Genomic DNA, 14909 nt, shown 5'->3' with positions numbered 1-14909 from the left:
AATTTATTTATTTTTTATTTGCCAATATATCATTCAAAATTGCTATATCTTTTACTACTTCTTGATTAGAATTCTGTTCAGCATACTCTCTCAAAAATTCCAACGCTTTAGAAAACTCACCTTTTGATTTATACGCTATTCCAATCCCCAATTTAGCCTCTTGCTGATCTGGTGACATCGCCAAAATTCTATTATAATAATCAATCGCTTGATCATAATTTCCCATTAATCTAGACCCAATTGCAACAACATAAAGATTTCTAATGTCACCGCCTGTATCTTTTTTTGCCAAATTAACAGCTTTTTCATACAATCCATCTTTAAAATATAATTGACTCATTTTAAAAGTTGCAGTTGAACTTTTTTTAGCCAATGTTGCATTTTCAAAATTTCCATAAGTATTGTATTTTGCTTCTGACGAAACATCTTCATCAGGTGAAGCTGGCATTGTTCCAGTGTCACGAGTCTCTGTAACCTTTTGATCAGTAAAAGACTTTTTCATAGTACTTTCTGTTTTATTTGACTGTTTTTGCGCTTGTTTTATCGCTATTTGGCTCATTATACTATTTACAGTTGCTCTTTCTTCAGGCGTTAACGAAGAATCATTTAAAATTCCTCTTCCAACTGTTTCAGCTGATTCATAATTTCCTTGTTGAAAAAGATTAGACAAAGTCTGAATTTCACTTGATAAATTCGCTTTTACAACTGTCGATACCATCAATAGCGACATTACCCCTATCAAAATTTTCTTCATTTTTCCCTCCTATTTCTAATTTTTATTAGAATTCAAGATTTTTAGTAGTTCTTGGGAACGGAATTACGTCTCTAATATTTGTCATTCCAGTTATGTACATTAACATTCTGTCAAATCCAAGTCCAAATCCTGAGTGAGGAACACTTCCATATTTTCTCAAGTCTAAGTACCACCAATAATCTTCTTCTTTTAATCCCATTTCATGAATTTTTCCTAAAAGAACATCATAATCATCTTCCCTTTGGCTTCCTCCAACAATTTCTCCAATTCCAGGTGCCAATAAATCAACTGCTCTTACAGTTTTTCCATCTTCATTTAATTTCATATAAAATGCTTTAATATCTTTAGGATAATCAGTTACAAACACTGGTTTTTTGAAATGTTCTTCAGCCAAATATCTTTCATGCTCAGTTTGTAAATCAATTCCCCATTCAACTTCATATTCAAAATCTTTTTTCGCATTTTTCAAAATTTCAATCGCTTCTGTATAAGTAATTCTATCAAATTGATTATTTACCAAAGTATCCAATCTAGCAAATAATTCTTTATCTACAAATTTATTGAAAAATTCCATTTCTTCTGGAGCATTTTCTCTCACATAATTTACAATATATTTTATCATCTCTTCAATAACATCCATATTTACATCTAAATCAGCAAATGCAATTTCTGGCTCCATCATCCAAAATTCTGCTGCATGCTTTGGAGTATTTGATTTTTCAGCTCTAAATGTAGGACCAAAAGTATAAGTATTTTTAAATGCAGTTGCAAATGTTTCAACGTTTAATTGTCCACTCACTGTCAAATTAGCTTCTTTCCCAAAGAAATCTTGTTTAAAATCAATGTCTCCCTTTTCAGTTCTAGGCACATTATTAATGTCCAATGTAGTCAATCTAAACATTTCTCCAGCACCTTCAGCATCACTTCCAGTAATTATCGGTGTTTGCACATAAACAAAGTTTTTTTCTTGAAAAAATTTATGAATCGCATAAGCCAACAATGATCTCACTCTAAAAACTGCAAAAAAAGCATTCGTTCTAGGTCTCAAATGAGCAATTGTTCTCAAAAACTCAAACGTATGTCTTTTATTTTGTAATGGATAATCTGAATCAGCTTTATCATAAACTTCAATTTTTGTTGCTTTAATTTCATATGCTTGTCCTTTCCCTTGTGATTCTACAACTATCCCTGTCACTTTTATTGAAGATGAAATCGTCAATTTTGAAATTTCCTCAAAATTTTCTAATGAATCTTCAAAAACTACTTGAATTCCTGTAAAAAATGTACCATCATTTAATTCTATAAATCCAAAGTTTTTTTGACTTCTAATTTTTTTTGCCCATCCGTTTAATGTCACTTCTTGACCTAAATACTTCTCTGTGTTTTTTTGTAATTCCCTTAATTCTAATAACATTTTTTTCGCATAACAAATTATTTTTATTAATCTTCTTAAAAAATAATTTTTATGCACTCCTTTCTCTATATTATATTCTTTAATTTTTACGCTTAATTATAGCATAAAATCTAACATATTTTAAGTATAATCTTCAAATTGATAGAGTAAAAATTTTAATAGTAAATTATAACCATAAACACTTTCTATCTAAAATAAAAACATCCTAAAACTCATATTTTTAGGATGTTTTCATATAAATTACATTATTTAATACTATTTTACTTTTTCTACTAATTTTGCAAATTCTGCAGGATTGTTTAAAGCTAAGTCAGCTAAAACTTTTCTATCTAATTCAATTCCAGCTTTTTTCAATCCGTTCATAAATTTAGAATAAGATAATCCATTTAATCTTGCAGCAGCGTTAATTCTAACAATCCACAATTCACGCATAGTTCTCTTTTTAAGTTTTCTATGCTCTGTTGCGTAAGCCATTGCTTTCTTAACAGCTTCATTCGCTTTTTTATAATTTGTTTTTATAGCTCCTCTATAACCTTTTGCTTCTTTTAAAACTTTTTTATGTCTTTTTCTTCTAACTATTCCTGTTTTTACTCTTGGCATTTTCTTTCCTCCTTATTTTCTAACTATCTTCCTGCTTGCCCAGCTAATGCTTTTTTAATTTTTCTTTCTGCTCCTTTAGGAACTATTGCGTCTTGACCTAATCTTTTCTTTCTCTTATTAGACTTTTTAGTTAAGATGTGGCTTTTTCCTGAATGTTTAACTGATACTTTTCCACTTCCTGTAACTTTTACTCTTTTTTTAGTTCCTTTATGTGTTTTCATTTTTGGCATTTTCTTTCCTCCTTGAATTACTTTTTAGGCGATAACAATATAAATTTTTGTACTTGTTCTTTCCCATATTTTTTTTCAACAATTGCTGTTTCTTCAAAATGACTTGCAAATTCATCTAAAATTTTAATAGCTGAATCAGCATGTAATCTTTCTCTTCCAGTAAGTCTTAAACTTACTTTCACCTTATGTTCTTTTTCTATGAATTTTTTAATTTGAGAAATTTTTGTTTCTTTATCGTGTTCATCAATATGAGGTTTTATTCTCAATTCTTTGACAACAACATTTTTTTGTTTCTTTTTATTTTCTTTATCTTTTTTTGTTTTCTCATACTTGTATTTTCCATAGTCCATAATTTTACATACAGGTGGTGTGGCATTCGGTGAAATCTCAACTAAATCTAGATTTTTTTCTGCAGCTAAAGCAATTGCTTCATTAACAGACAAAATTCCAAATTGTTCTCCATCGTCTCCAATCACTCTAATTTCTCTTGCTCTAATTCTCTCGTTCATTCTCGGTTCGTTAGATTTATTAGTTCCTTTTATAAAGAACACCTCCTACTTTTTTTACACCTAAATAATTGGGTATAATTAATAAAAAAACAAGATATAAGAAACCTTGCTCAAAATAGCTATATAAACAGATTATTAAATATATTAAAATATAAAATAAACTGCAAAATAAAATAACTATATACCTAACTCATCTCTTTCTTAAAAAAGAAATCTTTAAATATCAATTGTCAATCAATCAATATTTCTAATTTGCTTATAATTTTAAGCAAAAATCCACTTCTGATGGAAAGGTGAGAAACAATGTTTCTACTTCTAATTTAATTACCTAGTTATAATAACATATTTTTATATATTTTGTCAAATTAATTTTTTTAATTATTAAGATATATTTTTTACTTTTTATTATAAATTTAAATTTTATTTTTTTAGACTTCTAATTTAACAAAAGATAACAAAAAGTCTACGGCTTCTACAAGCAGGAGTAGTTCACTGATAATAGAAAATCCAAGTCTAACAAGACTCAGATTTTCTAATAAATTAGTTATTTACCTAAACTAATCCTTCATTATCCTCAGTAAAATTACTTTTCTCTAAAATCAATTTTTACCAAATTTTCACTCTATCTTGTGGTGCTCTATACATTTTATCTCCTGGTTTTGTTTTAAAGATTTTATGAAAAGCATCAGTGTTTTTCAATACAGAGTTTACACGTAGGAAATTAGGCGAGTGCGAATCTGTTTTAGCTAAATTATTTCTATATTCTTGTGTAGCTTTTTGTTTCCAAATATTTGCATAATTTAAGAAAAATAATTCATTTTCTGTATCATTAGAAACTTTCAAATCAGGATGGTCTGCCAAATATAGTTGTAATGCGTCATAAGCTATACTTACTCCTCCTAAATCTGCGATATTTTCTGTTAAAGTGTATTTACCATTAAGTTTGATGTTATCTCCAACAGTATAATTTGAAAATTCATCCTCTAATTTTTTAGTTGCTGCATCAAATTTTTGCTTATCTTGAGCTGTCCACCAATTTTTAACATTTCCGTCTCCATCAAATTGTGCTCCAGAAACGTCAAATCCATGAGTTATCTCGTGACCAATAACTGCTCCAATTCCACCAAAATTACTTCCTACTTCAGAATTTTTGAAATCATAAAATGGTTTTTGTAAAATTCCTGCTGGGAATACTATTTCATTTCCTGTTGGTGAATAATAGGCATTTACTGTATGTGCATCCATAAACCATTCTGTTTTGTCTACTGGTTTTCCAATTTTCTTAAATTCTTTATCGTATGCCCATTCTCCAGCTTTTACCATTTGATCATACAATGAATCATTTTCATTTATATTTAAAGTACTGTAATCATGCCATTTATCTGGATAACCAATTTTTACATTTATTTTATTCAATTTTTGTATTGCTTTTTTCTTAGTTTCAGCACTCATCCAATCTAATTTGTTAATTCTATTTTGGAATGCTTTTTTTATGTAACTAACCATTTCTTGAGTATTTTTTTTAGCTTCAGGTGAGAAATTTTTCTTAACATATTCTTTTCCAACTAATTCCCCTAAAGTTCCATCAACAAAATACAGCGCTCTTTTTTCAAGCGTTTCTCTTTCTTTTTGTCCATTTAAATATTTTCCATAAAATTCAAAATATCTTTTCCCTAACTCATCATTTAAAACACTTGAAGATCCTGCAATCTTTTGAAATTTCATATAATCTTTTATCACATCAATATTTTCATTTGTCAAAAATTTATCTAAATTTTTATAATAATTTAATTCAGTAATAATCACTTTATCTGTATTCACATTCAACTGTTTCAAATAATTAGCCAAGTTCACATTTTTAGTTATCGATGACAATTCACTAACTTTTCTAGGATTGTTATATTTAGCTACATCATGACTTTCTTCATTTTTTAACAGCGTTTGAGCAATTTCTTTTTCAAACGCAACTATTTTTTGAGCTTTCGCATCAGTGTCAGTTTCACCACCAAGTTTCAATATATCACTAACAAATTTCGTATATTCTTTTAAGATTTTTGCATTTTCTGGAGTTTCCTTTTGATAATAATCTCTTGAAAGCCCTAATCCTGCTGATTCCAAATAAATCGCATTATTTTTAGAATCATTTAAATCAGTAGAAAGTCCCCAACCGTAAAACTCATTTGATCCTTTTCTTGTATTCTTAATATTATATTTTTGCAAATCATCAATTGATTTTATATCATCAATTTCCTTTAAATCTTTTTTTATTGGCTCAAGACCTAATTTATTTCTTTTATCTATGTTGTAAAAAGATTCATATAAAGTTAAAATTTTCTTTTCATCCGAATTCAAAGAATTTCTTTTTTCCTTCAAATCTTTTATTAAATTTCTCAAAAAATCTTGATTTTTTTCAGAAAGCTCTACAAATGATCCCCATGACGATTTTGTCGATGGTATTTGTGTTTTATCTTCCCAATTTTTGTTTACATATTCATAAAAATCGTCTGTTGGTTTTATTGTTTTACTTAAATTTTCATAAATTTCTTTATCATTTGGTTTTACTAATTTTCGTTGTGATTCTGTATAAAAGTCCCAAAATCCTCCTTTTGTATTTGTATTAGTTCGACCTGGATATTTATTAGTACTCTCATTAGAATTTGTGTTACTAGTAACTTCTGCATGTGCCACACTCATACTCGCTAGCAACAATGACATTACCATTAATTTCTTCATATTTTCCCATTGCTTTAATCTATTCAAAATTAAATTTTCCTAGATTTAAAGTAACTTCTCCTCTCCTATTTATTCTTTTTTATTAATTTCAATTATCGTTATTTTATCACAAAGTATTTACATTTTCAATACTTTTAAATTTATATTAAAAGAAAAAAGTATTGATTATAAAAATCATTTTCATAATTTCTATAAAACAATACTTTTTCTAAAAATTTAATTATTTATCAAATTTTATTTTTACCCTTTTTTCATCATTTCTTCAATTCTTTCTCTTACTTGAGGTACTGATAATCCAATGATTACTTGAATAGCTGTTCCTTTTCTAACTACACCATGAGCTCCTGCTGCTTTAAACGCTGCATCTGGTAATAATTTACTTGCATCTTTTACACTTACTCTAAGTCTAGTTGCACAGTTATTAAGTTCTTCAATATTTTCTCTTCCACCTAATGCTTCAAGAATGATTGCACCTTTTTGAGCATATTCATCTCCACCAGCTACGGCTGCTGCACCTTGTGCTCCACCTTCACCATGTTTAGCTCTATAGTCAGCTTTTGTATAAAGTTTCATTTCTTCATCATCATCTTCTCTACCTGGAGTTTTTAAATCCATTTTTAAAATTAAGAATCTGAATAATACGAAATAAATACATGTAAAGATTAATCCAATTACAATTTGAATAATTACTGTTCCACTGTGGTTTTTAAACATTGGAATCCAGTTTAAGAATAAGAAGTCTAAGAATCCTCCACCGAAGTTTCCTACAACTCCGAACATATACATTAATGTTGACATTGTTGCAGCTAATACTGCGTGTAATCCAAATAATACTGGTGCTATAAATAAGAATGTAAATTCAAGTGGTTCTGTAATTCCTGAAACTATTGCAGTTAATAAAACTGGTAATAACAATCCTGCTACTTTTTTCTTGTTTTCAGGTTTAGCAGTTGAATACATTGCAAGTGCGATACCTACTGAACCAAAGATTTTTGAGTTACCGTGTAATGCAAATCCACCTTGTGGGAACATTTCTTTTAAAGGTTTTGTAGATTGAGCAAATTCTCCAATATGTTGTACCCAGTAAGTTTGAATTCCACCTGGAACTGCTGCTGGTCCAAATATAAATGGTGTATATACAAAGTGATGTAATCCTGTTGGAATCAATGCTCTTTCAAGGAATGTATAAATCCATACTCCAATTGGTCCTGAAACTTTTAATAATTGTTGTAAGTTGTTAATTCCAATTTGAACTTTTGGCCAACAAAGTGCAGTTATTAAAGCACATGGAAGCATTACTAAGAAACCAATAATATAAACAAATACTGTTCCTTGGAATACTCCTAAAAAGTCTGGTAACTTTTTATCAAAATATTTATTATGTAAATAAACTACTATTGCAGAAATTATAATTGCACCAAATAAGTTTGTATCAAGTGTTTTTACTCCAGCAATTATTGCAAGTCCACTTGTTCCTCCAGCTTCTTGACTCATGTCAACACCAAAGAAACTCCATTGTGCAAGCATTGCTGCTACGAAATAATTATAAGTTGTATATAAAGCAAACGCTTCTAAACATGCTCTTGCATTTGTTTTAGTTGCAAGGCTGATTGGTAATCCGATTGCGAACAATAACGGCATTTGTCTAAATACTGTCCAACCACCTTCACTTATTACAAACCAGAATTTATACCAGTTTGTCCCTTCATTTGCGATTGAACCCATTACTTGTGGATTTGTAAATAGTGATGCTATCCCTACCACTATCCCTGTAAATGCAAATAACAGAACTGGTGCCATCATTGCTCCACCGAACCGTTGAATTTTTTTCATCATGATTAAATACCTCCAAAAAATTATATTAGTTTTTTCTTTTTTACAATAAGTTATACCCTATTTTTTTCTAATGTCAATATTTTTTTTATAAATTTTTTATTTTTTTTAAAATTTTATAATTATAAATCCTTCTAAGCTAGTAAAAATCATACTTTTCTTTGTAGAAAAATTTTTAACTTTTTTTATTATAATTATAATTTTACAAATTACTTAATAGATGTTTAGATTATAAATTAATTTTTTTATTATTTCTTTTTTATATTTTTAATTATTCTACATCTAAAATTACTTCTATTCCATAATGATCTGAAATTACAGGATAATTTTTTCCATTAAAGATTACTTTACTTTCTTTAACTTTTAATTCTTTTGTCAAGAAAATGTAATCTAGTTTTTTCTTTTCTTTTTGACCTTGCCAACCATCGATATCACCACCTACTGTGATACCATCATCCTTTTTCTCTGCTAATTGATATGTATCTAATAGCCCTTGATTTAAGATATTTTCATAATCTTCTTTATCTTTTAACATATTTGTATTAAAATCTCCCATTAATACTTTTATAATATCATCTTCATTTCTATTCAAAATTATTTGAATACTTTTATCCATTTTTTCTGTTTCACAAGTTGGTAAATTCATATGGCAGCTATAAAATTCCATTACTTTTCCATTGTATTCAATTTCAGCACTTATAACTTTTCTTGAAGAAATTGAATTTACAGTTTGTGATCTAGTACAATAAAAATCATCTGTACCTTTTAATACATGTTTTGTTAAGATTCCAATACCTTCCTCATATTTTCCATAACCGATATGCGAATTACTCCAATGGTAATAATAAGTTGTGTCTGTATATTCTGCTATTTTATTAAGCAAAACCCAACCGTAGTTGTCTTCCCTCACATCTGCATAAACTACAGGCTGTGTCATCAACTGATTCACTTCTTGCATAGCAATAACATCATAATCTTTTTCAGCAATTGTTTTTGCTAAAATGTCAATTTTTTCCATTTGGTTTTTTTCAATCCAAGCATGGACATTAATTGTCAATAATTTCATTTTCCTCTCCAACCTTTCTAAATATTTATTTTTTTTGAGATTTTTTAATATTATTTTTTACTTGTTAATATTTTTTAGATTTGGGAATTTTATATACTCTAAAAAGTATATCTCACTATTTCTATTTTGTCAATCATAATTCTAATAATAAAAATATTATTTTTTTAATGTTGACATTTATAAAAAAATAAAGTATATTTAAAGTGAAAAAGATTATTAAATATATTTAAGGAGGAACAATGTTCGAAAGAAGTTCAGGTATTTTATTACATCCTACTTCACTTCCAGGGAAATATGGAATTGGAACTTTAGGAAAAGAAGCTTTTGCATTCGTAGATTTTTTGAAAAAATCTAATCAAAAATTATGGCAAATATTCCCATTAGGGCCAACAGGATATGGTGATTCTCCATACCAATCATTCTCTACTTTTGCCGGAAATCCATATCTTATTGATTTTGATTTATTAATTGAAGAAAATTTATTATCACAATCAGATTTAGAAGGGATTTCATTTGGAGAAAATCCTGAAAGCGTTGATTATGGAGCTATTTATAATCAAAAATATCCTTTGTTAAGAAAGGCATATGAAAATTATAAAAACACTAAAGAAAACAAAGAAAGAGAAGAATTAAAATATTTATTTGAAGAATTTAAAGATCATAATCAAAGTTGGTTAAACGACTTTACAATGTATATTTCTTTAAAAAATCATTTTAATGGATTGCCTTGGAATGAGTGGCCAGAAGATATTAAATCTAGACAACATGACGCAATGGGTAAATATTATGAAATTGTTAAAGAAGAAATCGAATATCAAAAATTCACTCAATTTTTATTCTTCAAACAATGGAATGCTGTAAAAAAATATGCTAATGAAAATGGTATAAAAATAATTGGAGATATCCCTATTTTCGTTGCTGCTGATAGCTCTGATGCATGGGCAAACCCAGAAATTTTCTTATTTGATGAAGAAAGAAAACCAGTTAAAGTTGCAGGAGTTCCGCCTGATTATTTCAGTGCTACTGGACAACTTTGGGGAAATCCATTATACAATTGGGACAAATTAAAAGAAACTGGATATAGATGGTGGATTGATAGAGTTAAAGCTAATCTTTCTACTTGCGATATCATAAGAATCGATCACTTCAGAGGATTTGATGAATATTGGGCTGTTCCTTATGGAGATAAAACAGCTGAAAATGGTACTTGGTGTCCAGGACCTAGAATGGACTTATTTAATGCCATTAAAAATGAACTTGGAGAATTACCTATAATTGCTGAAGATTTAGGAACAATGACACAAGGTGTTATTGATTTAAGAGATGCAACTGGATTCCCTGGAATGAAAATTTTAGGATTTGCATTTGATTCTAGTGAAGAAAATGAATATTTACCACATACTTACGACAAAAACTGTGTTGTTTATACTGGTACTCATGATAACGATACAATCGTTGGTTGGTTTGAAAAAGCTAAACCTGAAGATAGAAAATTCGCACTTGAATACTTAAATTCAAGAGATGAAAATAATATTCACTGGGATGCAATTAGAGGAGCTTGGAGTTCTGTGGCTTCTATTGCACTTGCACCTGTTCAAGATTTCTTAGGATTGGGAAGTGAAGCTAGAATTAATACTCCTGGTATCGCCGCTGGAAACTGGCAATGGAGATTAAAAGATCGTTTATCAGATGATTTAGCTGAAAAAATTGCTCATTTTACAAAACTTTATTCTAGATAATTTAATTATAAAATTTTAATAAAATACCGAAGATGTTTGGAATTACCTTGCTAATGTGAGGTAATTCCTTTTTTATTATTAAATTTTAGATTTTATTAAGTACAAATTTAATTCTTTTCTAAACAAAAAAGACCATTTCGCATTCACAAAATGATCCTTTTTTACTTTTAATCAATACTACATCAAAACTAATTTTATTATAAATAATATTGCAAGTGCTATCATTACCCAAGATACTGGTTTTCTATCTTCTTTTGGTGCAACTGCATTGTAGATAAGATTGATTATTACATATGATAAAATTCCTAGTGTTAATCCATCTCCAATACTATATGTTAATGCCATTGTTGTGGCTGTAATAAATGCTGGAATTCCATCTGTTACATCGTGTAAGTCAATTTCTTTTAATGAACTTAACATTAAGTATCCTACATAAATCAATGCTGGTGCTGTTGCACATGCTGGAATTGCTATAAATATTGGTGAGAAAAACATTGATAACAAGAATAAAACTCCTGTTGTGATTGCTGTCCAACCTGTTCTTCCTCCAGCTAAAACTCCTGTTGAGCTTTCTACATAAGTTGTAACTGTTGACACTCCTAAAGCTGCTCCTGCTGTCGTTCCAATCGCATCTGCAAGTAACGCTCTTCCTACATTTGGTACATTTCCTTCTTCATCTAACATATTCGCTTTTGAACAAACACCAATCAAAGTTCCTACTGTATCAAAGAAATCTACAAACAAGAAAGTACAAACTACTACGAAAAAGCTACTTAAACCTTTTACATCTGCAAATACTGAAAAATCTAATTTCCCTGCAATTGGTGCAATTGATTCATATTTAAAAATTCCTTTTGGTAAAGAAATTCCCAATTTAGCTGCTGCTTCTGGATCAATTATAGAAAAAATCCAAGCTAAAATTGAACTTACAACAATTCCATAAAGAATTGAACCTTTTACACCTTTTTTATCTAAAACTCCAATTATAAATAAACCAATTGCTGCTATTACGACTGTTGGTGTAAAATGACCCATACTTACTTTTGTTGATTCATTTGCTACTACAAGTCCTGCTCCTGAAAATCCTACAAACGCAATAAATATACCTATTCCAGCTGTTACTGCGTGTTTCATGCTTGTTGGTATCGAATTTACTACTATTTCACGAACTTTAAACATTGTTAATAAAATAAATATTATTCCTTCTACGAATACAGCTGTTAATGCTACTTCCCAGCTAACTCCACCTTTTAAAACGACTGTAAATGCAAAAAACGCGTTCAATCCCATACCTGAAGCCAAAGCAAATGGCAAGTTTGCAATAAATCCCATTAAAAAACATCCTACTGCTGCTCCTAAACAAGTTGCTGTTACTAACGCACCTGCATCCATACCTGTTTTAGAAAGTATATTTGGATTTACAACAATGATATAAGCCATTGTCAAGAATGTAACCAATCCTGCTAAAAATTCCTTTTTGTAATTTACATTTTTTTCTGCTAATAACGGAAACAACCACTGAATCCCTTTTAATTCTGATGTCTTAGACGCCATATTATTTTATTCCTCCTTAAAATTTTATTGTGTATTTTTTTCTTTTTCTACTTTTTCTTGCATCTCAATTTTCTTCAAAAATATCACTATTATTTTCTCAATTTTTTTATCTCTAACTCTTTGCGGTTTAAATTCAATTCCATCAATAGTTATCGGCGATATTTTTTCATCATCTTCAGGAATATATCCTAATTTTTCAATCAAAAGACCACTCAAAGTATCATAATATTTAGATTCTAGCTCTATATGAAACGCATCATTTAAGTCATTCAACGAAACATCTCCACTAATCAAATATTTATTCGGCGATAATTGTCTGATTGATAAATCTTCATCATCATATTCATCTGCAATATTCCCCATCACTTCTTCAATCAAGTCTTCCAATGTCACAATTCCAGAAAATCCTCCATATTCATCAATTAAAATTGCAATATGTTTTTTCTCTAACTGCATTTCATTAAATAACTCATTTACATTTTTAGTTTCTGGAACAAAATATGCTTCCTGAACCATTTCAGAAATATTGATATTTTCAAATCCTTTTTTGTACGCCTCCATCATTAAATCTTTTGTCAACAAGATTCCTACAATATTATCTGCTTCCTCTTCATAAACAGGTATTCTTGAATATTTCCCAACTTCTTTTGTTTCAAATAATTCTTCAATCGTCGTATTTCTATCAATTAAAAAAACTTTCGTTCTTGGAATCATTATTTCTCTAGCAATTTTTTCATCGAAAACTATTATATTTTCAATCATTTCCTTTTCGACTTCATTAATAATTCCATGCTCTCTTCCAACTTCTACAAGTGAACGTAACTCCTCTTTAGAAACCTTTTCTTCAATATTATCTTCCTTCAATTTCAAAAGCGTCAACACGACATTCGTTGAAAATGTAAGAAACTTTACAAATGGCGAAAATATTTTTGAAATAAATACAATTACACCAATTGAAGATAAAGCCATTTTTTCAGAAGATCTTAACGCTACTCTTTTTGGAATAAGTTCTCCAAAAACCAAAGTTACATATGATAACAAGAAAGTTACTATAATCATTGATAACTGAGCACTATATGGCACCTTCATTTTATTTAAAAATACTGATAAAAATTGTGAAAGTCCTGTTGCTGCTGATGCTGATGCAAAGAAACTTGCAAGTGTTATTCCAACTTGAATAGTTGATAAAAACTTACTTGGCTCTTTTAATAAATTATCTAATAAAATTGCCTTTTTATCTCCCTCCTCAACCATCACTTTTATCTTATTTTTATTTACTGAAACTATCGACATTTCTGCTCCTGAGAAAAATGCATTAATTCCAGTTAAAACTATTATTACAATGAATTGTAATAACAAACTGCCTTCCGACATTTTTTTATTCCTCCTAAATTCTTAAATTTACTTTATTATAACATATTTTAAGAATTATTTTAATTAATTTTCTTGAGAATTCAATCACCACCCTCAAACTCAGCTTTTTATTTCAAAATTTTAAACCTAACTTCTTTTCAATAATCCTACAGTATCTCTAACTATTTCTAATTTAGCTCCTGCGATTTTACGAGCTTTTTCAGCACCTTCTTTTAAAATATCATAAACATAGTCCATGTTATTTACTAATTCTTCCCTTTTAGCTCTATATGGTGCAAAATAATCCATAAATTTATCTAATAATTCATTTTTGGCATGTCCATATCCGAAATTCCCAGCTCTAAATTTTTCTTTTAAAACTTCTACTTCTTCTGGAGTTGCAAATAATGAATATAATTGAGTTACATTATTGTCTGGATTTTTTGGTTCTTCTAAAGGTGTTGAATCTGTAACAACGCTCATAATTTGTTTTTTAACTTCTTTTTTTGAAGCGAACATATTTATTACATTTCCATAAGATTTACTCATTTTATCTCCATTAGTTCCTGGAACAATTGCTACACTTTCAACAATTTTTGGTTCAGGTAATTTAAAGATTTCTTTTTCATAAGTTTCATTAAATTTTGTTGCAATATCTCTTGTTATTTCTAAATGTTGTTTTTGATCTTTTCCAACTGGAACTACATCAGCATCATAAATTAAAATATCTGCTGCCATTAACACTGGATAAGTGAAAAGTCCCATATTTGGCTTGATTCCTTTCGCAACTTTGTCTTTGTAAGAATGTGCCCTCTCTATTAATCCCATCGGAGTTACATTCGCTAAAATCCACGATAATTCAGTATGTTCTGGTACATCTGATTGTAAAAACAATGTAGATTTTTTAGGGTCTAATCCTAATGCTAAATAATCTAAAATTACACCAATTGTATTTTTTTTCAAATCTTCACCTTTTGGTGCTGATGTCAAAGCATGATAATTAGCTAAAAAATAAAGTCCTTCATAATCATCTTGCATTTCTACAAACTGTTTTATCGCCCCAAAGTAATTTCCTATATGCAAAACTCCGCTAGGCTGTATTCCTGATAAACTTCTTTTCATTT

At 29.0% G+C, this 14909-nt stretch carries 12 protein-coding genes; 1 reads left to right on the top strand and 11 read right to left on the bottom strand.

Annotated elements, in window-relative coordinates; all coding sequences use genetic code 11:
* Positions 1-7 precede the first annotated feature (7 nt).
* The 8 genes from J4863_RS02640 to J4863_RS02605 all read right to left on the bottom strand — a co-directional run bounded on the left by J4863_RS02640 (position 8) and on the right by J4863_RS02605 (position 9139).
* A complete protein-coding gene (locus tag J4863_RS02640) occupies positions 8-754 on the bottom strand; it encodes a lipopolysaccharide assembly protein LapB (protein WP_249111557.1) in 747 nt (248 codons plus the stop codon).
* A gap of 25 nt (positions 755-779) precedes the next feature.
* On the bottom strand, positions 780-2168 hold the full coding sequence (gene asnS / locus J4863_RS02635) for an asparagine--tRNA ligase (protein ID WP_211619294.1): 1389 nt from the start codon (positions 2166-2168) through the stop codon (positions 780-782).
* A gap of 255 nt (positions 2169-2423) precedes the next feature.
* Positions 2424-2768, bottom strand: a complete 345-nt coding sequence (gene rplT, locus J4863_RS02630) for a 50S ribosomal protein L20 (RefSeq protein WP_211618922.1) — start codon at positions 2766-2768, stop codon at positions 2424-2426.
* 23 nt (positions 2769-2791) lie between these two features.
* Entirely contained in the window at positions 2792-2998 is a 207-nt protein-coding gene (gene rpmI / locus J4863_RS02625) for a 50S ribosomal protein L35 (protein ID WP_211618921.1), read from the bottom strand.
* Between the two features lie 17 nt (positions 2999-3015).
* Positions 3016-3549: a translation initiation factor IF-3 gene (gene infC, locus J4863_RS02620; protein ID WP_256439017.1), complete on the bottom strand. Its 534-nt coding sequence runs from the start codon at positions 3547-3549 to the stop codon at positions 3016-3018.
* Positions 3550-4113: 564 nt separating this feature from the next.
* Positions 4114-6267, bottom strand: a complete 2154-nt coding sequence (locus J4863_RS02615; RefSeq protein WP_249111556.1) for a M13 family metallopeptidase — start codon at positions 6265-6267, stop codon at positions 4114-4116.
* A 213-nt stretch (positions 6268-6480) separates the two neighbouring features.
* Positions 6481-8076, bottom strand: coding sequence for an alpha-glucoside-specific PTS transporter subunit IIBC (locus J4863_RS02610; RefSeq protein WP_211618920.1), 1596 nt, complete (start codon positions 8074-8076; stop codon positions 6481-6483).
* 268 nt (positions 8077-8344) lie between these two features.
* Positions 8345-9139 carry an endonuclease/exonuclease/phosphatase family protein gene (locus tag J4863_RS02605; protein ID WP_211618919.1) on the bottom strand — a complete coding sequence of 265 codons (795 nt, stop codon included), beginning with the start codon at positions 9137-9139 and terminating at the stop codon, positions 8345-8347.
* A 239-nt stretch (positions 9140-9378) separates the two neighbouring features.
* Between J4863_RS02605 and malQ the strand changes: the two genes are divergently transcribed.
* A complete protein-coding gene (gene malQ / locus J4863_RS02600) occupies positions 9379-10878 on the top strand; it encodes a 4-alpha-glucanotransferase (RefSeq protein WP_211618918.1) in 1500 nt (499 codons plus the stop codon).
* Between the two features lie 177 nt (positions 10879-11055).
* Here the strand turns inward: malQ and J4863_RS02595 are convergent, their stop codons facing one another.
* From J4863_RS02595 to trpS, 3 genes are all read right to left on the bottom strand, one after another.
* Positions 11056-12432: an NCS2 family permease gene (locus J4863_RS02595; RefSeq protein ID WP_211618917.1), complete on the bottom strand. Its 1377-nt coding sequence runs from the start codon at positions 12430-12432 to the stop codon at positions 11056-11058.
* Between the two features lie 24 nt (positions 12433-12456).
* The gene (locus J4863_RS02590) at positions 12457-13806 is read right to left on the bottom strand and encodes a hemolysin family protein (RefSeq protein ID WP_211618916.1); all 1350 of its coding nucleotides are present in this window, start codon (positions 13804-13806) and stop codon (positions 12457-12459) included.
* Between the two features lie 126 nt (positions 13807-13932).
* Positions 13933-14907 (bottom strand): tryptophan--tRNA ligase, encoded by a 975-nt coding sequence (trpS, locus tag J4863_RS02585; RefSeq protein WP_211618915.1) that lies wholly within the window; start codon positions 14905-14907, stop codon positions 13933-13935.
* Positions 14908-14909: the final 2 nt, after the last annotated feature.

The organism is Leptotrichia sp. oral taxon 221 (assembly GCF_018128245.1).
Classification (GTDB): Bacteria; Fusobacteriota; Fusobacteriia; order Fusobacteriales; family Leptotrichiaceae; genus JABCPH02.
Note: the sequence above shows the minus strand (reverse complement) of the source record. Positions and strands in the feature narration are given on the sequence as shown.

Bases quoted from the DNA above. Each gene is read 5' to 3' on its own strand.
- J4863_RS02595 (WP_211618917.1), bottom strand. From the start codon at position 12,432: ATGGCGTCTAAGACATCAGAATTAAAAGGGATTCAGTGGTTGTTTCCG.
- asnS (WP_211619294.1), bottom strand. From the start codon at position 2,168: ATGTTATTAGAATTAAGGGAATTACAAAAAAACACAGAGAAGTATTTA.
- rpmI (WP_211618921.1), bottom strand. From the start codon at position 2,998: ATGCCAAAAATGAAAACACATAAAGGAACTAAAAAAAGAGTAAAAGTT.
- J4863_RS02640 (WP_249111557.1), bottom strand. From the start codon at position 754: ATGAAGAAAATTTTGATAGGGGTAATGTCGCTATTGATGGTATCGACA.
- J4863_RS02610 (WP_211618920.1), bottom strand. From the start codon at position 8,076: ATGATGAAAAAAATTCAACGGTTCGGTGGAGCAATGATGGCACCAGTT.
- J4863_RS02590 (WP_211618916.1), bottom strand. From the start codon at position 13,806: ATGTCGGAAGGCAGTTTGTTATTACAATTCATTGTAATAATAGTTTTA.
- trpS (WP_211618915.1), bottom strand. From the start codon at position 14,907: ATGAAAAGAAGTTTATCAGGAATACAGCCTAGCGGAGTTTTGCATATA.
- malQ (WP_211618918.1), top strand. From the start codon at position 9,379: ATGTTCGAAAGAAGTTCAGGTATTTTATTACATCCTACTTCACTTCCA.
- J4863_RS02605 (WP_211618919.1), bottom strand. From the start codon at position 9,139: ATGAAATTATTGACAATTAATGTCCATGCTTGGATTGAAAAAAACCAA.
- rplT (WP_211618922.1), bottom strand. From the start codon at position 2,768: ATGCCAAGAGTAAAAACAGGAATAGTTAGAAGAAAAAGACATAAAAAA.